16 protein-coding genes and 1 pseudogene are annotated in these 20,678 nt (G+C 64.9%); 5 read left to right on the plus strand and 12 right to left on the minus strand.

Annotated features, from left to right (window positions below; all coding sequences use genetic code 11):
* Nucleotides 1–96: 96 nt before the first annotated feature.
* From MUG98_RS11210 to MUG98_RS11250, 9 genes are all read right to left on the minus strand, one after another.
* On the minus strand, nt 97–1,185 hold the full coding sequence (locus MUG98_RS11210; RefSeq protein WP_265112191.1) for a DNA topoisomerase IV subunit A: 1,089 nt from the start codon (nt 1,183–1,185) through the stop codon (nt 97–99).
* Nucleotides 1,182–3,662 (minus strand): DNA topoisomerase VI subunit B, encoded by a 2,481-nt coding sequence (locus MUG98_RS11215; RefSeq protein ID WP_265112192.1) that lies wholly within the window; start codon nt 3,660–3,662, stop codon nt 1,182–1,184. Before MUG98_RS11215 ends, MUG98_RS11210 begins: the two co-directional genes overlap by 4 nt.
* A 223-nt stretch (nt 3,663–3,885) precedes the next feature.
* Complete coding sequence (locus MUG98_RS11220; RefSeq protein ID WP_265112193.1) at nt 3,886–4,884, minus strand: potassium channel family protein; 999 nt, start codon at nt 4,882–4,884, stop codon at nt 3,886–3,888.
* Nucleotides 4,885–5,039: 155 nt separating this feature from the next.
* Nucleotides 5,040–6,308 carry a hypothetical protein gene (locus MUG98_RS11225; protein WP_265112194.1) on the minus strand — a complete coding sequence of 423 codons (1,269 nt, stop codon included), beginning with the start codon at nt 6,306–6,308 and terminating at the stop codon, nt 5,040–5,042.
* A 10-nt stretch (nt 6,309–6,318) separates the two neighbouring features.
* Nucleotides 6,319–6,633, minus strand: a complete 315-nt coding sequence (locus MUG98_RS11230; protein ID WP_265112195.1) for a hypothetical protein — start codon at nt 6,631–6,633, stop codon at nt 6,319–6,321.
* 48 nt (nt 6,634–6,681) lie between these two features.
* On the minus strand, nt 6,682–7,110 hold the full coding sequence (locus tag MUG98_RS11235; RefSeq protein ID WP_265112196.1) for a universal stress protein: 429 nt from the start codon (nt 7,108–7,110) through the stop codon (nt 6,682–6,684).
* A 388-nt stretch (nt 7,111–7,498) separates the two neighbouring features.
* Nucleotides 7,499–8,638 (minus strand): AI-2E family transporter, encoded by a 1,140-nt coding sequence (locus MUG98_RS11240; protein ID WP_265112197.1) that lies wholly within the window; start codon nt 8,636–8,638, stop codon nt 7,499–7,501.
* Nucleotides 8,639–8,705: 67 nt separating this feature from the next.
* Nucleotides 8,706–9,485: a sulfite exporter TauE/SafE family protein gene (locus MUG98_RS11245; protein WP_265112198.1), complete on the minus strand. Its 780-nt coding sequence runs from the start codon at nt 9,483–9,485 to the stop codon at nt 8,706–8,708.
* A gap of 155 nt (nt 9,486–9,640) precedes the next feature.
* Entirely contained in the window at nt 9,641–10,897 is a 1,257-nt protein-coding gene (locus MUG98_RS11250) for a divalent metal cation transporter (protein ID WP_265112199.1), read from the minus strand.
* A 704-nt stretch (nt 10,898–11,601) separates the two neighbouring features.
* On the opposite strand from MUG98_RS11250, the gene gyrB reads away from it, so the two are divergent.
* The gene (gene gyrB, locus MUG98_RS11255; protein WP_265112200.1) at nt 11,602–13,533 is read left to right on the plus strand and encodes a DNA topoisomerase (ATP-hydrolyzing) subunit B; all 1,932 of its coding nucleotides are present in this window, start codon (nt 11,602–11,604) and stop codon (nt 13,531–13,533) included.
* A gap of 18 nt (nt 13,534–13,551) precedes the next feature.
* A complete protein-coding gene (gene gyrA, locus MUG98_RS11260) occupies nt 13,552–16,101 on the plus strand; it encodes a DNA gyrase subunit A (RefSeq protein WP_265112201.1) in 2,550 nt (849 codons plus the stop codon).
* Nucleotides 16,102–16,217: 116 nt separating this feature from the next.
* Here the strand turns inward: gyrA and MUG98_RS11265 are convergent, their stop codons facing one another.
* Entirely contained in the window at nt 16,218–16,751 is a 534-nt protein-coding gene (locus MUG98_RS11265) for an Rrf2 family transcriptional regulator (protein WP_265112202.1), read from the minus strand.
* A gap of 195 nt (nt 16,752–16,946) precedes the next feature.
* Nucleotides 16,947–17,180 (minus strand): hypothetical protein, encoded by a 234-nt coding sequence (locus MUG98_RS11270; protein WP_265112203.1) that lies wholly within the window; start codon nt 17,178–17,180, stop codon nt 16,947–16,949.
* A gap of 154 nt (nt 17,181–17,334) precedes the next feature.
* Here MUG98_RS11270 and MUG98_RS25415 point away from each other — a divergent pair.
* Nucleotides 17,335–17,490: pseudogene (locus MUG98_RS25415) on the plus strand (RNA-guided endonuclease TnpB family protein); the annotation flags it as partial.
* A 136-nt stretch (nt 17,491–17,626) separates the two neighbouring features.
* On the opposite strand, the gene MUG98_RS11275 reads toward MUG98_RS25415, so the two are convergent.
* Complete coding sequence (locus MUG98_RS11275; RefSeq protein ID WP_265112204.1) at nt 17,627–18,307, minus strand: metal-dependent transcriptional regulator; 681 nt, start codon at nt 18,305–18,307, stop codon at nt 17,627–17,629.
* 92 nt (nt 18,308–18,399) lie between these two features.
* On the opposite strand from MUG98_RS11275, the gene rocF reads away from it, so the two are divergent.
* Together rocF and MUG98_RS11285 are read left to right on the plus strand one after the other, a co-directional pair.
* Nucleotides 18,400–19,320, plus strand: a complete 921-nt coding sequence (gene rocF, locus MUG98_RS11280) for an arginase (RefSeq protein ID WP_265112205.1) — start codon at nt 18,400–18,402, stop codon at nt 19,318–19,320.
* A gap of 96 nt (nt 19,321–19,416) precedes the next feature.
* Nucleotides 19,417–20,586, plus strand: a complete 1,170-nt coding sequence (locus MUG98_RS11285) for an NAD(P)/FAD-dependent oxidoreductase (protein WP_265112206.1) — start codon at nt 19,417–19,419, stop codon at nt 20,584–20,586.
* Nucleotides 20,587–20,678: the final 92 nt, after the last annotated feature.

Consider the following 20,678-nt stretch of genomic DNA (forward strand, 5'->3'; position numbering starts at 1 on the left):
GTCGCGATCGGTCGTGAGAGCGGTCGAGTCCAGAGGACGTCCATCTCGTCGAGCCGTTCGGAGGATAATCTCCCTGAACGACGGTTCGACGGGCGTCTAGAGGACGCCCATCTCACTGAGTCGTTCAGGGAGATAGGTATCCGTCACGAAGTCGAGTCCGCGAGCCGCGAGCGACTGCTGTTCGGACTTCTTCTCGATGTCGAGCTGGAGTTCGATCTGTTCCTCCCAGTAGTCGGTCTGGAAGCGGGGGTCCTCGAGTTCGCTCTCGAGGGCGTTGACGTCCGAGTCGCTGAGCGGATCGGTCGGGAGGTCGTACTCGACGATATCGGCCGGCTGGATGCCGATGAACTGCGCGTCCGGCGTCGCGAGGTACTCCGAGAGGTGGGCGGACTTGATCGATCCGTAGGCGACGGAGCCGTAGATGCGGTACGACCACGGGTCACCGTCCGTAAAGACGGTCACCGGGAGGTCGAGTTCGTCGTGCAGGCGCTTCGTGATCCGCCGGGTCGCCCGCGCTGGCTGGCCCTTGAGGTGGACGATCAGCGCGTTGTACTCGTCGTCAAAGCCGTTCTCGACGAGTCGGTCGCGCATCCCGCCGGTCTCGACCGCCAGGATGAAGTCGGAATCGCAGTCGAGGAACTCGATCGTGTCCGGGTTGTTCGGGATCTGGTAGCCGCCCTCGCCGACGTCCTCCTGGCAGTGGATCTCGCGTTCCCCCCGACGGGTCTGCTCGCGGAGGTGGAGTGGGCCCATGATCGTCGCGCCCGACTCCTCGGGGCGCATGTGGAAGTCCTCGCGGGTGACCCCAGAGACGATTTCCAGGTCTTCGATCAACTGGTTGGACTCGTCCTGGTCGCCGAACTGGGCCTCGTCGTTGTCCCAGCTCTCGGAGAGATAGTACAGCTCTCGCAGCGTCGACGACCGCTCCTCGTCGAGCTGGTTGGCGAGGAACTCGATCGTGTAGACGGCTTTCAGAAGCTTCCGGGCACCCCGAACGGAGTTCGCCGATCGGGTCGACTCGCGATCGCCGTACACCCAGACCTCCTTGTCCTCGTCGTACTCGATGTTAGCCTTCGTCCGCGTCGGAACGGACATGTGGGGGATCTCGCCCAGTTCGAACTGGTCGTAAAACTGTGCCGCGAGATCGATCAGTTGGTCTCGTGCGTCGTCGTTGTCTGCGCTCATTGGGTATCAGTTACGGTGAGTTTCTCGCCCTCGACACCTTTCACGTCGAGGTCGAACGACGCGTCGTCGGGTGCCTCGTACTCGAGGACGGCTTCGTCGTCGCTCGAGACGTCCGGTTCCCACTTGACGAACCACTCGCCGTCCATCTCGACGACGGTCGCGCCGTCGGAGAGGTTCCGCGGTTCCGCCGAGACGATGTCGGTCACTTCGAGTGACTCGGTCGTCCCCGAGTGGTTCTCGACGACGACCGAGATGGCCCGTCCGTCGCCGTTCTCCTCGATGTGGCGCTCGACGAGGACGTTGTTCATGATGCGGGCGAGCGCGTCGTCGATGTCCGGTTCGTCGCGATCGGTGACCTCGGCGACCTTCTCGGCCATCTCCGGCAGGATCTTCCCGAGGACGTTCTGTTTCTTCCGGCGTTTCTGCATCGATCGGCGCTTGTTCAGGTAGCTCTTGAGGTCGCGGGCCGCCTCGCGGATGGCGAGTTCGATCTCGTCTTCGATCTCGGGGACGTTCGCGACGGCGTCCTTGGATTCGCTGGTGAAGGGGACGTTCGTCGAGGCGACGTGGACCATGACGACGGCGGGGCCGTTCGGGAGCCCCGAGCCGCCGGGCTGGTCGAGTCCGTAGTTGCGCCAGCCGATCGACTTGACCACGTCGGTCGTCGCACACGCGCCGCGCTGGTAGACCAGCGGGACGCGGTTCGCAAAGCGCATGACGTCGACGCTGCCGTCGGCCTCGATCTCGCCGCCGTAGGCGATCCCGGCCTCGACGATGAACGGATCGCCGCCGTGGACCTCCGCGTCGCGGGTCGCGGCCGAGTAGAAGTCGGCGTCGAACTCCTTCTCCAGGCCTGCCCGGATGAGGTCGTCGGTGATCGGTGCGAGACACCGCGTCGGCGGGGCCATGATGTCGGTCGCGCGCATCCCGTCGACGAGGTCGCTCGTGGCGTCGCGGTGGCCGTCGAGTTCGCGGACCAGCGGCGGATCGTCCGGGACGGTCGCCATCACGTCCCAGACGGCCTCGGTGACGTTCTCGCGGGCCGTCTCGCCGAACGCGACGTCGTCGTACTCCTCGGTGAGGTCTGCGGCACGATCGACGTACTCGCGAAGCCGAGCGTGCGTGAGTCGGTGACGGACGTCCTCGCTTCGTTCGTCCTCGAATCGACCGGCGAGCCGATCGGCGAAGGCGTGGACGATCTCGTCGTCCTTGCGGGTGCTCGTCGCCTCGTCCGCGAGGTCGTAGAGGTCGGCGACGAGACGCGACTCGTCGGGTTCGGCGTCCGGATCGTCATCGCTGTCGACGTCGTCCGTTTCCGCTTCGGGTGCGTCGACGAGCGCACGCCAGACGGCGTCGACGGCGTTCTCGCGGACGGTGTCGCCGAACGTCGTCCCGTGCTCGGCCTCGACGTCCTCGGCTGCCGCGTCGACGACGTCGAGCAGTTCGTGGTGGGCGATCCGATCGTAGTCGTCGACGGCGTCCGCGACGGCCGCGGCGAACGCGGCGGTCGCGTTGGGTCCCTTGTTCGCGGTGGCGTCCGAGACTGCCTCGTGGAGATCGACGTCCTCGCGAGTTGCCGGCGGTCGCCAGCGCATCTCGCGGCCGTAGTAGCGATCGCGGAACTCGTCGGTGATCGACTCCGCGGTCTTCTTGCCGACGCGCGTGAACTCCTCCTGGAGGAACCCCGAGACCGTCTGGGAATCCGTCGCCGAAAGCATCTTCATCACGGTACCGAGTTCGACGCCGTGGGGATGTGGTCGGATCTCCTCGGTCTCCTCGGGGAGCTGGTCGGTCGCCCGCTCGAACTTGAAGTGAGCCTTCGGTTCGCGGAGTTCGAGACGCCCGTGGGGGTTGACGACCGCCGTGTGCTTGATGTAGTCGTGGAGCTGCTGGCGGGCGCGCATGTTCCCCTCCATCTCGAGTTCGATGCGCGTACCGTGCGGACGGTCCCACGAGGTCGTCTCCTCGACGCTGATCTCGGGTTCGTTGTTGTCCGTGTCGACGATCAGTTCGAAGTACTCCGCCTCGCTCGCACCCTGGGTTCGACTGGTGATCTTCGCCGGCTTCCCGCTGGTCAGCTGGGCGTAGAGAACCGCAGCGGAGATTCCGATGCCCTGCTGGCCGCGGGATTGCTCGCGGGCGTGAAAGCGCGATCCGTAGAGGAGTTTTCCGAAAACCTTCGGAAGCGATTCTTTCGTGATTCCCGGCCCGTTGTCCTCGACGATCAGGCGGTAGTAGTCACCGGCTTCCTGAATCTCGACGTAGATGTCCGGGAGAATTCCGGCTTCTTCGGCGGCGTCCAGGGCGTTGTCGACGGCCTCCTTGACGGCCGTGACGAGGCCCCGTGCGCCGCTGTCGAAGCCGAGCATGTGCTTGTTCTTCTCGAAGAACTCGGCGATCGAGATCGCCTGCTGGTTCTCGGCCAGCTCCTCGGCGATCCCCGGCTCGTCACCGAGTGTCGACTGGAACGACGTCATCACTCTGCCTGTACTAACGGCGGGGCTAAAAGGTGTGTGCTACCGGAGTGAAAGTGAACGTCAGGTAGTGTTTCGATGAAAACAGCCACAAACGTTCGAATCAATATCAAACTATACAATTATAGTCAACTATTGACAGACAAATCGATATATCTCGATAATCTAGAATGCGATCTCCGTGGACCTATCCCGTCGGCGTCGACGTACGATATGTGGACCACTCTCACTCGTCGATCGGCGGCCACTCCCACGCGTCACCTTCGACCACGCCGAGCAGGCGTCGCCGACGTTCGGTCAGGTCCGCGAGGGCGTCGGCGAACGCCTCGTCGTCGACGGTCGGAATTCCCTCCTCGCGGAGTCGATCGAGTTCCGGCGGCGGCGGAACCTCGTCCGCCGGTTCGATGAACGCGGTATCGAGCGTCTCGAGGTAGTCCTGCGTGCTCGAGCGGGCAGCCTCGACGAGCATCGGGTCGGGCCCGTGGCCGTCCGGAACGCCGTGGCGGTAGAGCGTGAGCGCCTCGTCGAGGATCGGAACGGCCACGGCCGAGGCTCGATCGCTCTGCTCGCTGTGATAGTAGTGCAGGATCGGATAGGATTTGTGCTGTTCGGCGAGCGTCCCCAACTCGGAGGCCAGCGTCTCGAGGGAGAGGTCGGCACCGCGATAGTCCTCCCCGGTCCAGGCCGTTCGGACGAACGCTTCGCTTCGGCCTCCGAGTCCCGTGACGGTATTGGCGAACGATCGTTTGTCGGAGACCGCCCCGAGGACGGTGAGAACGTAGGAAACGCCGAGCGTGACGAAGGCCATTCCGGTGGCCGTCGTGAGCGCGCTGGCGATCTCCCAGACGTCTCCGAGCGGCGTGTAGTCGCCGTTGCCGTCCGTGAACATCGTGTACGCGACGTAGTAGAATCTGCCCGACCAGTCCGCGACGGCCCCGCTGCGCGTGCTGACGAGAGCGTACGGGTGGCTGGCGAAGACGAAGGTCCACCCAACCCAGAGGAGACCGATCCACGTCGCGAGCGTGAGCGTGAGGATGAGCGGCCCGGCGAGGCTGAGGGTGCGATTGTGCTTCCTACTCACGGCCCGGAGACCCTGCCAGACGCCGGACGTGAGCCGACCGGAGACGGGACCGGAGCCGCCGTCGACCCAGAGCGTCGTCCAGATGATGTCCACGATGACGAGGACGAGCAGGCCGATACCGGCGACGAGATACAGCGGACGCATTTCGGTTTCCTACAGTCCGGACGTCCGTCAACCGTTCCCCGGGGATTGACGCGGTTTTTTCCGTGCCGACGGGATCCGGGAGCCGTGCCGTCGGGTCACGTCACCGGACGGGCCTTGGATCGGTTCGTCCGCTTCGGTCTCGACCCCGGTGGCGATCACGTCTCCTCGACGATCTCCGCCCGCTCTTCGACGACGTCCGCGAGTACGTCCGCGATCGCTTCGTTCGTCTCCGGGCTGTAGTGTCCGCCCTCGCCGCGCTGGACGTACAGGGACTCCACGTCGCCGTCAGCGGGCGAGAGGTGTCTGGCCATGTCGATCGTCGCCAGGTCGTCGTACCGATCGTCGAGCCTGTCCAGCAGGTCGCCGTAGATCGGGCCGTGTTCGGCCTCGTACTTCGAGTACCGGAGCTGCTGGACCATCACGAATACCGGTGTGAAGTCCTGCTCGTCCGCGTAGTCGACGAACTCCTCGATGAGCGCGTCGAAGAGGCGCTCGTGAGTGTCGAACAGGCGTTCGTGGTACCGGACCCGGGGCCGTTCCATCCGCAGGGCCGACTGGGTCTGGGACTCGTCGAAGTCGATGCCGGGGATCGAGGTTCCGAGCCGGCGCTCGAGTTCCTTCCCACCCGTGTACAGGGTGTACCGGAGGTGTTCCGGGTCGTCGAAGAGGTCGAGCGTGTACGGAGGCGACGCGTAGTGGGGCTGGAACCAGTGATCGTAGTGAAAGTCGTACTCCCGAAGGAAGTCGGCCTTCGACTCGAGGTCGAGCAGATCCTCCTTTGCGTCGACCGGACTCTCGATCCGCCGGAGTTCGCCGTCCTCCATCACGTACCGGGGTTTGACGGCGAGGATGTTGCCGAATTCCTGGTAGTGTTTCCAGACCGAGAGGATGCGGGCGATCGATGAGGCCGTGACGACCATGAACACGTAGTCGGTCGGATCCTCAGGGTACTTGCGCTTGAGTCGCATCAGCGCCTGGTCCAGGCCGTAGTTACCGCCGCCGTAGTTGGCGACGTGGGTGTCGAGTTCCCGGGCCATGTAGTTCTGGAACGTTTCGTCGTTGTTGACCTCCCGGCAGAAGCAATAGGAGTCGCCGTAGGTCGAGACGGTGACGTCCGCGTCGGCGTCCCTCTCTCTTGCGGGACAGACCCGGCTGGCGTACTCGTCCGTGGAGTACGTGACCACCGTTCGCACCTCCTCTCCCGGGAGGTGATCTCCGGTGTCTTTCTGTTTCTCCCGGTTCGGCTGGGGACACCAGCCCAGTTCGGCGTCGAAACTGCTGAACTTCTCGAGGAGGGCCCGATCGATCTCGGGAAACTCCTCCGTCGCGACCGCGGGGATCCGTTCGAGCGCGGCGTAGGACACCCGCTCCAGACCGATCGCTGCGACGACGAGACCGAGCGCGAGCGCTACGTACGGTAGCATTCGATTCCCCCTATCGGAACCCGAAGGAAGTGCGTTGTGCCGGCAATATCCGACGTATAGTGTCGACGAAGCGGGTGTCGGCGTCGTCACTGGCCGCGCCGACGAGAACGTCGTTCCAGACCGCCGCCGACGGGTCGAGCGCGACGGCCGTCCCGACGAGCCAGAGTCCGAGCAGTCCGACGATCGCTGAGAGCCACCGACCGCGACGATCCGGGTTCGGCTCGTACTCGATCCTGTCGCGGTGGGTCACCGCCTGCCCGTCCCCGCGCTTGTCGTGTTTCGCGTCCGGGTCGTGCTCGGTCGTGTCCCCGTAGTCGTCCTGCATGGGATCCGTTCGATCGGAACGCGAGGCGTCGACGCAGCCGTCCAGCCGTCACCGGACGACGGTGACCGGAACCGGCGAGTGTCTGACCACGACTTCCGCGACGCTACCCAGCAGGATCCGGCTGACGCCCGATCGGCCGCGACTCCCCATGACGACGTGGTCGAAGTTCCCGTTCTCCGCACAGTCGACGATCTCCTGGGCTGGCGCGCCGACGCGCGACTGCGTCTCGAGGTCGACGCCGTGATCGGCAGCGATCCGTTCTGCGGCCTCGAGTTTCTCGGCTGCCTCACCGAGCCGTCCCTGCAACTGGTCGGTGGTTTCCGGATCGTCGGCTGCGTTTGGGATGAACGACAGCGCGGACGTGTCGACGACGGTGACGGTGACGAACTCGCCGTCGGGAAATAGTTCGATCGCGTACGCGAGGGCCTCGCGAGCGGGTTCGGAGTCGTCGAACGGGACGAGGATCCGGGCGGCCATACCCGTTCGTCTACCCCTACTGCCTTCAGTCTGGTTCCGCCTCGCGCGATCGCGTTCGGAGACGCGTCCGAGCGGTACGCGGTCACCGAAACCAGTTCGCGAATCGTAACGCGGCTCTCGGGCCCCGCTGGGCGATCCGCCGACTCGCTCGGTACGGGCTCGCTACGCCTCGGCCCGAATCGGGGGTTCGATCCGTTCGGGGCGACGTCGCCTCTCGGTCGGGTACTTCGCTCCTCCGCTCTCGCCGTCCACGGCGTTCGGTTCGAGATACCGTACTACCCTCTACCGAGCACAAGGCGATGAACGCACCCGTTTCGCCCCTTCGCTCGAGGGACGGCGACGAGAGACGACCTACCCCTGCGTCGGGGGTGAACCGGATACCGCACGGTCACTCGTCGGACTCGCCCTCGTCGTCTCCATCGGTCGACGGCTCCGTCTCGGCATCCGTATCCGCCGATCCCGAATCGTCGTCTGTACTCTCGATCGGGGCTTCGGCAGTCGACCCTCCGGCGTGTCCTCGAGCGAAGGAATCGATGGTGAGTTTCGCGCCGCCGAGGACGACGGGTCCGATGAACAGCCCGACGGCACCGAAAACGACGAGACCGCCGAAGATGCCCACGACGACGATAGCGGAGTTGAAGGCGCTGGTCTGGCCGATCAGTGCTGGCCGAAGGTACGAATCGGAGAAGGTGACGAGCAGACCGTACACGGCCATCGCCGCGCCGGCGGTCGGCCGCCCGATCGCGACGAGATAGGCCGTAGTCGGAATCCAGATCCCGAACGCGCCGACGAGCGGAAGTAGCGTCAGGACGAACGTGGCGACGGTGAGAAAGACGATGGTGGGGACGCCGGCGATCGCCAGTCCGACGCCGAGCAGCACCGCCTGAACGGCTGCGACGGCGACGTTCCCGACGACCGAGGCCCACATGAGCTGATCCAGTCCCGCGCGGAGGTCGTCCAGAATCCGGTCGTCGATCGGCAGCACCCACTGGAACCACTCGACGAGCCGATCTCCGTCCCGCAACAGGGCGAAGAGGACGAACAGCGTGACGGTCAGTCCGATGAACAACCTCGGCAAACTGCCGACGAGATTGAGCACCTCCGTCGCGATTTCCTGGAGACCCGTCGCGATCCGATCCTGATTCGATTCGTACAGGCCGACGATATCGACGGTGTAGCCGTTGGTCTCGAGTACGTCCTCGATCGTCTCGATGTCGAACTGTCCTTGTCTGATAGAGCGGACGACGCGGAGTGCCTGTCGAACGGCGACCGTGACGACGTAGATGAGCGGAATCAGTACGACGAGTAACGTCGCCACGACCACGCCGATCGCCGCGACTACCGGCCTGACGTGCTTCTCGAGGCGTCGCTGGACGGGAAACAGAATGTACGCGAGAACGACGCCGAACAGGACGTACTGGAGATACGGCAGGAGAACGAACACCGCGAGGAGTCCGCTCAGCAGTGCGATCGCGGTCAGTCCGGGCTGTTCGAGAATCCAATCGGGCGGATCGTGGCTAACTGACATGGGAGGTAATTCGACGGTCCGAGAAATTAGCCCGTTGATACGACGCGTCAGCCGCGCCGGCCCGGAATCAGAGCGCCAGGTAGGGGCCGACGCCGAAGAGGACGACCCCCAGCGCGATCTTCAGCCGATCGGGATCGGCGACGTGGGCCACCTTCCACCCGACGACGACGCCGAGGAGCAGCGGGGTGCCGATGACGACGGCGAGCGGGAGCAAGACGTTCCCCTGGAGGTAGTACCCCGAAGCCGCGAACACCGCGATGAAGATCGACTGGACCTGTGCGACGGCGACGGCGAGCAGCATGGGAACGCCGACAAGCACCAGCGTCGGGACGGCCAGCACCGGCCCGCCGATGCCGAGCAGGCCGCTACAGACCCCGAGGCCCAGGCCGAGGCAAGCCAGCCCGAGTCGACCGAATCGCGACATCGGATCGACTTCGAACAGCGGATTGAAGCCGCGCCGTTCCCGGTAGAGGATGACGCCGCCCACCGCCATCGAGACGCCGCCGAGCAGGACGCCGAACAGCGATCGGGGGACGTAGGTGTTCGCCTGCGCGCCGAGCAGCGCCCCGACGATACTCGAGAGGCTGAGCACGATCGCGATCGCGCGGCTCTCGCCGGTGTTCATCTCGCCGGAGTGGAGGTACGCGGCGCTGCCGACGAGTCCCGTCACGACGAACGTTGCGTGTGCGGTGCCGGCGACCTGGCTCGAGGGGAGCGGCGTGAGCGAGTAGAGCGCGATCGTCACGAAGATGCCGCCGGGACCGATCGTGGTGATGCCGATGCCGGCGAAGAACGCGATCGCGACGAGCAACAGCGCGAGGGACGGGTCGAAGGGGACTGCGAGCATATCACGTCGTGGAGCGGATTACCCACTCGTCCGGATCCGCCTAACCCTTCCGATCGGTATCCGTTTCACCGGTTTCCGGTGAGTTGGGACCGGGGAGCGGGGAGTGGTCTGGAAACACGAGTCCGGCACATGGATCCGATCGTCGCCCGTCCCGATCACAGGATGGTCACGATCGTCTCGTAGAGCGACTGGACCGTCAGGAGGCTGCCGATCAGCAGGACGAGCCCCGCGGCGAGAAAGCCGAGGTTCTCGTACCACTCGACGTCGTAGAACTCGTTGACGGCACCGATGAGCGCGAAGACGGTGATCGGAAGACCGATCGCGCCGTTGATGGCAGGCATGACGATCGCCATCTCCACGGGCCCGAAACCGGTGTAGACCAGCATCGGGAGGGCGGTCAGCGCCGAGAGGACGATCAGTCCGACGACCGTTCGCCGGAACGCGGCGTCGCCGAAGACCGTGTGGCGGCCGAGCGACTGCGGCACCATGAAGCCGGCACCGAACAGCGTCCCGGTCGCCGACGTGATACTCGCGAGGAACACCGCGAGCATGAAGACGACGAGCGCAGTCCGGCCGAGAATGTCCGCGAGCGGAACGCCCGGTCCCGTCAGCGTCATCTCCCCTTCCGAGAGCGTAACCGCGGAGACGATCATCACGAAGCTCCCGATGAGCAGCGTCGTCGCGATCCCGACGGCGTTGTCCTGTCGGTACCGCCAGATGTCGGTCCACTCCTTGGTCGGCTTGATGCTCGACTGGATGAAGAAGTTCGGCCAGTAGACGGTCGTCCCGAGCAGGGCGATGACCGCAGTGAGGTAGCCGATCTCGCTCTCGAGTACCGGTTGCAGGCCGGCGGCGACCGACTGCCACGGGACGTCCAGTCCGGCCAGGAGCAGCCCGTACGAGCCGAAGACGGCGAAGACGGCCGCTGCGATCGCCGCTTCGACGCGATCGTAGACCTTGAGCTGGACGATGGCGATGCCCGCGCCGGCGGCGAGGACGATCCCGCCGATCACGTCGTCGAACCCCGGGAGGAGCCAGGCGAGCGCGGCGCCCGCGACGGCGTAGTTCGACACGGCCCACAGCGCGGACATCAGCGACATCGAGACGACGACCGTGGTCCCGCCGATCGGGAGCCGATCGACGATGTAGTCCGCGAGCGGTTCGTTGGCGACTGCGAGGCGGGCGCTCATGTCGTGTAACGCGATGTCGATCAGGAACGCCAGCGGGAGCACCCAGAGCAGGGAAAACGCGAAGTTCGCTCCCGTGTCGGCGAGGATGTACACCGATCCGGCGCCGAAGACGTTCGCGGCGAACAGGACGCCGAGCCCGTACCTGTAGAGTGCACCGTGGATGGTTTCGCCGCCGGGAATCGCCTTGATGAACTCGGAGGACGACGCAGTTCGTTCGCTCATCCGTAATCACCGCGACCAGCGAATCGGTGGACGCGCTCGTCGGTACAGACGCGGGCACCGATCGCGAATTCGGGTACTCCGACTCCTGGATCGACTGGCAGGTCGACCCCGGGTGAACGAAAGCGAGTGGTCGTATTCGATTCCGGTCCGTCCGTCCGATCGGATGGGCCTAACATGTCTGAGTTACTCCGGAGACGAACGCTGTCGCCCCCTGTCCAAACGGAGCGGCCGTCTCGGCGTTCGACCGCGGGGGGCGATACGTCGTCTGAGTCGCCTCACGTGTCTCTGGAAGTTCCCAGCGGATTGAGGACGAAGCCGTCATGTGAAAGCAGCCTATCAATAGCTGTCGTACAGAACGAGGTGAACCGCGACCGTACGGCTTTCGGGCGCTCTCAGGCCTCAGAAACGCCGTTCACTGACAGGCGTGACGACGACCTACTCTCAGACTGGTTACACACGCGAGTTCCGTCACCGTTTCGATCGACGCGAACGCACCGATCGGCGAGGGATGGATTCTCACGCGTCGACCGGCGACTGTATCGGTGCCGCCGATCGGGCTCTGCGGTCTCCCCGGGCAGGCTGGCGGGTTCACGACGTCGTGGCAACGGTCACGCTGTCGCGACAGTCACGTTGGATCGGATCGCGCTCGCGCGCGTACGCGAACCTTTATAGGCCGCCGGGCGCTACCCGCACACAGGTTTTACATGTCCCAGGAAAGCGAGTACGGCGCCGGACAGATCCAGGTCCTCGAGGGCCTGGAGGCCGTACGAAAACGGCCGGCGATGTACATCGGCTCTACCGATTCTCGAGGGCTCCACCATCTCGTCTACGAAGTGGTGGACAACTCGATCGACGAAGCGCTGGCGGGGTACTGTGACGAGATCGCCGTCACGATCCACGACGACGGGTCGGTGAGCGTGTCGGACGACGGCCGCGGGATCCCCGTCGACACCCACGAGGAGTACGATCGCCCCGCGCTCGAGGTCATTCTGACCGTCCTCCACGCCGGCGGGAAGTTCGACAACAAGTCCTACCAGGTCTCCGGCGGACTCCACGGCGTCGGCGTGAGCGTCGTGAACGCCCTCTCAATGCGACTCGAAGCGGAGGTCAAACGCGACGGGGGTGTCTTCCGTCACGCGTTCGAACGGGGCGAACCCGTCGGCGACATGGAACGGGTTCGCGACATGGAACCCGACGAGGAGACCGGTACGGAGATCCGGTTCTGGCCCGACGATAGCATCTTCGAGGGGAACGACTTCGCCTTCTCGACGCTGTCGAACCGACTCCGCGAACTTGCCTTCCTCAACTCGGGCGTCCGCATCGCGCTCCGCGACGAACGCGAGACCGACGGCGAGGGCGACGCGATCGAGGAGACCTACCAGTACGAGGGTGGGATCCGAGAGTTCGTCGAGTACCTGAACGAGACCCGGTCGGCGATGCACGAGGACGTCATCTACTTCGAGGACAGCGAGCAGAACATCGAGATCGAGGTGGCGATGCAGGCCACCGAGGAACTCCAGGGCTCGATCCACGCCTTCGCGAACAACATCAACACGCGCGAGGGCGGCACCCACCTGACCGGGTTCAAGACCGCGCTCACGCGCGTCGTCAACGACTACGCCGACGAGAACGACCTGTTGAGGGACCTCGACGAGAACCTCAAAGGGGAGGACATCCGCGAGGGGCTCACCGCCGTCATCTCGATCAAACACCCCGACCCGCAGTTCGAGGGCCAGACGAAGACGAAACTCGGCAACTCGGAAGTGCGGGGGATCGTCGAGAGCGCCATGCACGAGGGCCTGGGCACTTACTTCGAGGAACACCCCGACACCGCCGAGGCGATCGTCGCCAAGGCGGAGGAGGCGGCCAAGGCTCGCAAGGCAGCCCAGAAGGCAGAGGAGTTGACCCGCCGGAAGTCCGCGCTCGAGTCGACGTCCCTGCCCGGCAAACTGGCCGACTGCCAGACCAAAGACCCCGACGAGGCCGAACTGTTCATCGCGGAGGGTGACTCCGCCGGTGGCAGCGCGAAGCAGGCCCGCAATCCGGAGTTCCAGGCCGTCCTCCCCATCAAGGGGAAGATCCTGAACGTCGAGAAACACCGACTCGATCGCATCTTAGAGAACGACGAGATCCGGAACATGATCACCGCGATCGGCGCGGGGATCGGCGACGAGTTCGACGTCGATGACGTCCGCTACAAGAAGATCATCATGGCCACGGACGCCGACGTCGACGGGGCTCACATCCGGACGCTTCTGCTCACGTTCTTTTACCGGCACATGCGGCCGCTGCTGGAAGGTGGCTACGTCTACGCCACCCAGCCGCCGCTGTACCGGATCCGCTACCGGGGGGAAACGTACGACGCGATGACCGACGCCGAACGCGACGAGATCGTCGAAGAGAAGTGCAACGGCAACCCCTCGCAGGTCCAGCGGTTCAAGGGGCTCGGCGAGATGAACCCCGAACAGCTCTGGGAGACGACGATGAACCCCGAAAACCGCATCCTCAAGCAGATCACGATCGAGGACGCGGCCGCGGCGGACAAGATGTTCTCCGTCCTGATGGGCGACGCCGTCGAACCGCGCAAGCAGTTCATCAAGGAGAACGCGCCGGAAGCGGAGTGGATCGACATCTAGACGAGGTGAGGTAACTACATGAGTTCAGACGTACCCGATCCGACCGACGTAGAGGCACGGGCGATCGAAAACGTCCGCATCGAAGACGAGATGGAACAGAGCTACATCGACTACGCGATGTCCGTCATCGCGGGTCGTGCCCTCCCGGACGTCCGGGACGGCCTGAAGCCGGTCCACCGGCGCATCCTGTACGCGATGCACGAGATGGGCGTCACGAGCGGATCGAGCCACCGGAAATCCTCCTCGATCGTCGGCGAGACGATGGGTGACTACCACCCGCACGGCGACAGTGCGATCTACGACACGCTGGTCCGGATGGCCCAGGACTTCTCGATGCGCTATCCGCTGGTCGACGGCCAGGGGAACTTCGGCTCGATGGACGGCGATCCGCCCGCCGCGCCCCGCTACACGGAGGCCCGGATGGCACCCATCGCCGAAGAGTTACTCGAGGACATCGACAAGGACACCGTCGACTTCTCCGCGAACTACGACGATCGACTGCAGGAACCCGACGTGCTCCCGTCGGCGTTTCCGAACCTCCTGGTGAACGGCTCCTCGGGGATCGCCGTCGGGATGTCGACGAACATCCCGCCGCACAATCTCGGCGAGGTGATCGACGCGACGATCGAGTTGATCGACAACCCCGACGCGACGGTGGAGGACCTGATGGAGCACGTGAAGGGACCGGACTTCCCGACGGGTGCCAACATCGTCGGCCGCGACGCTATCTACTCGGCGTACAAGACCGGCCGCGGCCGCATCCGCGTCCGTGCCGAGTTCGAGGTCGAGGAGTGGAAGTCGGGCCGCGAGCGCATCGTCATCACCGAACTTCCCTTCCAGGCCAACAAGGCGCGACTCGTCGAGCGCATCGCCGACGACGTCAACGAGGGCGAGATCGAGGGGATCTCCGACCTCCGCGACGAGTCCGATCGGGACGGCGTGCGCATCGTCGTCGAGTGCAAGCGCGGTGCCAACGTCGAGGTCGTCAAGAACAAACTGCTCGAGAACCACCTCGAGCGAACGTTCGGGGTCATCAACCTCGCGCTGGTCGACGGTCAGCCGCGGGTCCTCTCGCTGAAAGAGACCCTGGCGGAGTACGTCGCACACCGGCGCGAGGTCGTCCGCCGGCGCAGCGAGTACGACCTCGAAGAGGCCGAGGACCGCGCGCACATCCTCGAAGGCCGGTTGACGGCCGTCGAGAACGCCGAGGACGTCGTCGAACTGATCCGCAACAGCGAGGACCGATCGGCGGCGAAGGAGGCCTTGCAGGAGGCCTACGACTTCTCGACGGACCAGGCCGACCACATCGTCCGGATGCAACTCGGCAGCCTCACCTCGATGGAGGCCGCCGAGATCGAGGACGAGTACGAGGAGGTCCAGGCCGAGATCGAACGCCTGACCGAGATCCTGGAGAGCGAGCAGGAGTTGCTCGGCGTCATCAAGGACGAACTCCGGGAGATTAAAGAGGAGTACGCCGACGACCGCCGGACCTCGATCGTCGAGGATCGGGGAACGGTCACCCACGAGGACCTGATCCCCGAGGAAGAGGTGTTCGTCGTCATGACCGAGGACGACTACGTCAAGCGGATGCCGATGGACCAGTTCGACCCCCAGGGTCGGGGCGGGAAAGGGATCATCGGCGCGGACGTCAAGGAGGACGATCGCGTCGCGACGGTGTTCCGGGCCAACACCCACGACTACCTGCTGTGCTTTACCAATCACGGCGCGGTCTACCAGCTGAAGACCTACGAGATCCCGGAGATGGGTCGCACGGCTCGCGGCAAATCGGCGGTCAACATCCTCGATCTCGATCCGGGCGAGGACATCACGGCGATCGTCGACACCGACGCCTTCGGTGACGGCGAGTACGTGACGATGGTCACCCGGAACGGCTACGTCAAACGGACGGCCGGCGACGAGTTCGACAACATCCGGTCGACCGGCATCATCGCCGCCGACCTCGAGGAGGGTGACGAACTGGTCGACGTCGAGGTGACCGACGGCTCGCAGGACCTGGTAATCGCGACGGAAGGCGGGATGACGATCCGGTTCGACGAGGACGAAGTGCGCGCGATGGGCCGGAACGCTCGCGGCGTCAACGGCATCAAACTTCAGGACGGCGATGCCGTCGCCGGGCTGGTTGCCACCGACGAGGGCGACGAGCAGGCGCTGTTGACCGTGACCCGGAACGGGTACGGCAAGCGGACTCGCCTCGCCGAGTATCGCACCCAGTCGCGCTACGGCAAGGGGCTGATCGACATCAAGACGGGCGATCGGAACGGGCCCGTGACGGCCGTCAAGGCCGTCTCCGACGACGACCAGATCGTCCTGATGAGCGAACGTGGGCAGATCGTCCGCACGCGCGTCGACGAAATTTCGACGGTCGGACGAAACACCATGGGCGTGATCGTGATGGACGTCGAGGACGGCGACGCCGTCGCGAGCGTCGACGAGATTCCGGCGGTTGCAGCGGAGGGAACGGTCGACGACGAGTCTGCAGCGGAGGGAACGGGCGACGACGAGTCTGCAGCGGACGGCGGGGCCGACGACGAACCTACAGCGAACTGACGATCGGTTCTATGGAGTCTATGGCCCGTTTTGGCCACCTGGAGGGCGATGTCGCTCCGGGTTCGATTCCACAGGGGGGTCGACGGTGACGCGACCGATCGGAGGAATCGACCGACTCAGTGCTCCGGCTCTTCGGCCGGCGCGATCATGTCGTCGATGCGCAGGATGAGGATGTTGTTGGTGTCGTCTTTCCCGTCGAGCGACCCCTCGATGACGAGTTTCGACAGCGGCGTCGGGCCGACCGTCACCGAGTCGCCCTCTCGAATCCCGCCGAGGGCACCCTGAATGTGGACCTCTGCACGGCAGAGTTCCGGGTGGTGGACGCTCGAGAGGTCGATTTCCTCGACGATGACGCCCTCGACCACCTCACCCTCGTGTTCGAGCGGGACCGAGGCCGGGTCGTCCATCTGCTGGATCTCGAGGGCCTCGTAGGCGGCGGCCGTAGGTTTGTAGCCGCCTTTGGGGCCAGGTACTCCCTCTACCAGTTGCAGGGCCTTGAGACTCTGCATCTGGTTCCGGATGGTGCCGGGGTTGCGGTCGACCTGTTCGGCGATGTCTTCGCCCTTGATCGCGTCCTCGGACTCCTTGTGAAGGTTCGTCAGTGCACGGAGGATTTTCTTCTGGCTCGGGGTGAGTTCGATGGATGACATAGTGAATTGTTCGCAATTGACTTCCTTAAACCCGACGGGTGTGCCGGAGAGTTCGTTCAGTTACGAATCGGTGGCCCAGTACAGTAATCAGTTTCCTTTCTCGTCGTTTTCGAATCGTCACGCCCCGATCGGCTCCTAGCGGTCGGGACGCCGTCGGGAAACCGATCGAGCGGCGCGTGATAGCAAGATGCCAGTCTAGCCGGGAAGCAGCCAGCCCTCGACCACGCCGTCTTCGAGGACGAACATGATGGCGACGCCGATTACGAACGTCGTCGCGTCGAGGCGCGAAAGAATCGCGTCGGCGTCGAAGCGGATGAGTTCCTCGAGTCCGACCAGGACCTGCGGGATCACCCCGATGGCGACGGTGTAGAACGCGATCGCGAGCGCCCACTGTGGAACCCGATCGTGAATCGGTGCCCGATCAGACACCGTGTGACTCCTCGGGTCGACCGGCCTGCCGTTCCATTAGCCGTGTTTAGGCTCGTCGAAACAACCTGCAAGGACGAGTTCCCAGACCCACCGGGGTCAGGGGTGAAGCCCGACACTCGATCTAGTGTTCCGTCTCCTCGATATACCGCTCAACCGCGAGAAGGCAAAACTCGACGGCAACAACACGAATTACCGGACTCACAGAACCCACCCACGGGTCCGGTTGGTGCGTCTGTCCGGGTCGGGGCGCGTAAGCCGCCCAACCTCATCCCATTCCCTCGCGGAACAGGGAGTGCTAGCGCACGGCTGAGGGAACCAACAAAGCCTCGGGCGCGGTGGCTCGAGGCTGTTTACTGTTATCTCTTCCTCGAGCAGAAGTCGATTGTGATCGCTCTACCTGTTCGCCGGGCTGAGACGGGTTCCGACCGTCGCCAGCGCCCCTCGAATCAGTGGTCGATGTCGACCGGACGGCCGACGCGGACCTGGTGAGCGACGGTTTCCGGGAGCGACACCGGCTCGTCGTGTGTCGCCGATCGGGCCGTCACCATTCCGAACGGGGCGATCTCGACGATTTCGAGTTCGACGCCGGGTTCGATGCCGTGGTCGGCGAGATACGAGAGCATCTCCGGATCCCGATCGGCGACTTCCTCGACGATCACGGTGTCTCCTTCGGCGAACTCCGTGATGGATTCGCCGGTTGGACGTTCGGGCGGTTCGAGGTCGGCACTCGGGATCGGCGAGCCGTGTGGATCGACCGTCGGCTGGTCGAGGGCGTTCGCGACGCGTGCCTCGAAGTCCTCGCTGATGTGGTGCTCGAGGCGGTCGGCCTCCTCGTGGACCTCCGACCAGTCGTAGTCGAGGTGTTCGGTCAGGTAGGCCTCGAGCAGGCGGTGGTGGCGGACGACCTCGAGTGCGACCGTCTCGCCCTCGTCCGTGAGCGTGACTCCGCGGTACTTCTCGCGGTCGACGAGCCCTCGATCCTCCAGTTTGTCGACCATACTGGTGACGGTCGGCGACGTGACGTCCAGCTCCTCGGCGATCGCCGAGGTCTTGATCCGGTCGTCGGTGGACCGCTGGAGCTGGTAGATGGCTTTCAGGTAGTCCTCCATCACGTCGCTCAGCATCATCGTACCCGGATTTAGAGCGGTCTAACCCTAAATCTGTCGGCGTCGATACCGGAAATCGTCACGGTCAAACCCCCGTCCGTCGAACGAGTGGTATGGAAGAGACCGTTCGGATCATCGGTGCGCCGATGGACTACGGTGCGAATCGACGCGGCGTCGACATGGGACCGTCCGCGATCCGATACGCGGGCCTGGCAGACGAACTCGAGGAGGCGGGCGTCGATCCGGTCGACGGCGGCGACCTGTTGATGCCGCGGGCGGAGGAACGCGACCCCGACGCCGACCCGCCGAGTCGCGGGAGCGCGAAGTTCCTCCGGGAAGTCGAGGAGGTCTGCCGACGGCTGGACGACGAGGTGGCGGCCACGCTCGCCGATGGCGCGTTTCCGCTCGTCCTCGGCGGGGACCACTCCGTCGCGATCGGCTCGATGCACGGCTCGTCGCGCGAGGCGGATCTCGGCGTGATCTGGTTCGACGCCCACGCGGACCTGAACACGCCCGGGACGTCCCCCAGCGGCAACGTCCACGGCATGCCGCTCGCTGCGGCGCTGGGTCGGGGCGTCTTCGGTGAGATGGGGTGGGCGCGCGCGCCGGGCATCCGCGAGGACTCGATCGCCTACGTCGGCCTCCGGAGTATCGACGACCGCGAACGCGAACTGGTCCAGGAGAGCGAGATGACGGCGTTCACGATGTCGGACATCGACCAGCGAGGTATGACGTCGGTCGTCGAGGACGCCCTCGCGGTCGCGACCGACGGGACGGACGGCGTCCACGTCAGCCTCGATCTCGACTGGCTCGACCCGAAGACCGCCCCGGGCGTCGGGACGCCCGTCCGCGGCGGCGTCACCTACCGGGAAGCCCACTCCGCGCTCGAGACCGTCTCGACGCGCCACGAACGCGACGGCGTGCTCCGATCGATGGACGTCGTCGAGGTGAACCCGATCCTCGACGAGGCGAACGAGACGGCCACGCTCGCCGCCGAACTGACCGCGAGCGCGTTCGGCAAGCGAATCCTCTGACACCGCCACTTTCCGCACGTTTCGACGAGTGGGAACACGACACACGCTGGTTCGTGTTTCAACACCTTTGTATCGGAGTGTTTCTGATGGTCGGGTATGACTGAAAACGTCGTCGTACTCGGGGCCGGATACGCCGGGGCCGGTGCGATCAATACGCTCCAGTCGGAGCTCGGGGACAACGTGCGGCTAACGTGGATCGCCGACGTCGATTATCACCTCGTTCTCCACGAATCCCACCGCGTGATCCGGGATCCCGACGTTCGGTCGGACATCACGTTCCCGGTCGACGAAATCGCCGATCCGTCGACCCAGTTCATCCGGGCGGACGTAACCGGTCTCGACACCGAGGAGCAGGTCGTCGAACTCGCGGACGAGGAAGACGTCGAGTACGACTACGTACTGGTCGCGCTCGGCACCAAGACCGCCTACTACGGTATCCCCGGACTCGAGGAGCACTCGCTGACGCTGAAGAGCCTCGACGACGCCCTCGAGATCCACGAGGCGGTCAAACAGGCGAGCAAGGACGCCACGCGCGGCGATCCTGCGCAGGTCGTCATCGGCGGCGCTGGCCTGTCCGGCATCCAGACCGCCGGCGAAATTGCGGAGTTCCGCGACAACAACCGCGCCCCGATCGAAATCCACCTCGTCGAGGCGCTGGAGGAGATCTTCCCCGGCAACGATCCGAAGATCCAGCAGGCACTGCGTGACCTCCTGGAGGAGGCAGGGGTCCAGATCCACACCGACGACCCGATCACCGAGGCGAACGAAGACGTCATCGAGTTCGACGACGGTGAGCCGCTCGACCACGACGTGCTCGTCTGGACCGGCGGGATCACGGGTCGCGACGCCCTCGAGGACGCCGACGTCGAGAAAGAGCACAACCGCGTCCACGCCGACGCGACGTTCCAGACCTCGGACGAGCGCGTGTTCGCGATCGGCGACTCGGCGATCATCGACCAGGGCGACCAGCCCGCACCGCCGACGGCACAGGCTGCCTGGCAGGCCGCCGAGATAGTCGGCGAGAACATCGCCCGTGCCATCGAGGGCCGGCCGCTGAAGACCTGGGAGTACGAGAACAAAGGGACCGTCGTCTCCGTCGGCGAGAAGGCCGTCGCCCACGAAATCAAGCCGGCTTTCGGCGTCTCTCTGCCCGTCGATACCTTCGGCGGCTTCGCGGCCCAGAACCTGAAGAAGATGATCGCCGCGCGCTGGATCGCCGACATCACGTCCTGGAACACGGCCCGCAAGTGCTGGTCGTCGCTGTAGGGCTCGAATCGTCGAAGGGACAGTTCGATTTTCTTCGGTCCTCGTCTCGATCGGATTCGAATCGCCCGACGTCGCCGTTCCCAGTTGTAGCG

The organism is Halosolutus halophilus (assembly GCF_022869805.1).
Classification (GTDB): Archaea; Halobacteriota; Halobacteria; order Halobacteriales; family Natrialbaceae; genus Halosolutus; species Halosolutus halophilus.

Excerpts from the sequence above, each read along its gene's own strand:
- MUG98_RS11210 (WP_265112191.1), bottom strand. The coding sequence starts at position 1,185 with ATGAGCGCAGACAACGACGACGCACGAGACCAACTGATCGATCTCGCG.
- MUG98_RS11215 (WP_265112192.1), bottom strand. The coding sequence starts at position 3,662 with ATGACGTCGTTCCAGTCGACACTCGGTGACGAGCCGGGGATCGCCGAG.
- MUG98_RS11220 (WP_265112193.1), bottom strand. The coding sequence starts at position 4,884 with ATGCGTCCGCTGTATCTCGTCGCCGGTATCGGCCTGCTCGTCCTCGTC.
- MUG98_RS11225 (WP_265112194.1), bottom strand. The coding sequence starts at position 6,308 with ATGCTACCGTACGTAGCGCTCGCGCTCGGTCTCGTCGTCGCAGCGATC.
- MUG98_RS11230 (WP_265112195.1), bottom strand. The coding sequence starts at position 6,633 with ATGCAGGACGACTACGGGGACACGACCGAGCACGACCCGGACGCGAAA.
- MUG98_RS11235 (WP_265112196.1), bottom strand. The coding sequence starts at position 7,110 with ATGGCCGCCCGGATCCTCGTCCCGTTCGACGACTCCGAACCCGCTCGC.
- MUG98_RS11240 (WP_265112197.1), bottom strand. The coding sequence starts at position 8,638 with ATGTCAGTTAGCCACGATCCGCCCGATTGGATTCTCGAACAGCCCGGA.
- MUG98_RS11245 (WP_265112198.1), bottom strand. The coding sequence starts at position 9,485 with ATGCTCGCAGTCCCCTTCGACCCGTCCCTCGCGCTGTTGCTCGTCGCG.
- MUG98_RS11250 (WP_265112199.1), bottom strand. The coding sequence starts at position 10,897 with ATGAGCGAACGAACTGCGTCGTCCTCCGAGTTCATCAAGGCGATTCCC.
- gyrB (WP_265112200.1), top strand. The coding sequence starts at position 11,602 with ATGTCCCAGGAAAGCGAGTACGGCGCCGGACAGATCCAGGTCCTCGAG.
- gyrA (WP_265112201.1), top strand. The coding sequence starts at position 13,552 with ATGAGTTCAGACGTACCCGATCCGACCGACGTAGAGGCACGGGCGATC.
- MUG98_RS11265 (WP_265112202.1), bottom strand. The coding sequence starts at position 16,751 with ATGTCATCCATCGAACTCACCCCGAGCCAGAAGAAAATCCTCCGTGCA.
- MUG98_RS11275 (WP_265112204.1), bottom strand. The coding sequence starts at position 18,307 with ATGATGCTGAGCGACGTGATGGAGGACTACCTGAAAGCCATCTACCAG.
- rocF (WP_265112205.1), top strand. The coding sequence starts at position 18,400 with ATGGAAGAGACCGTTCGGATCATCGGTGCGCCGATGGACTACGGTGCG.
- MUG98_RS11285 (WP_265112206.1), top strand. The coding sequence starts at position 19,417 with ATGACTGAAAACGTCGTCGTACTCGGGGCCGGATACGCCGGGGCCGGT.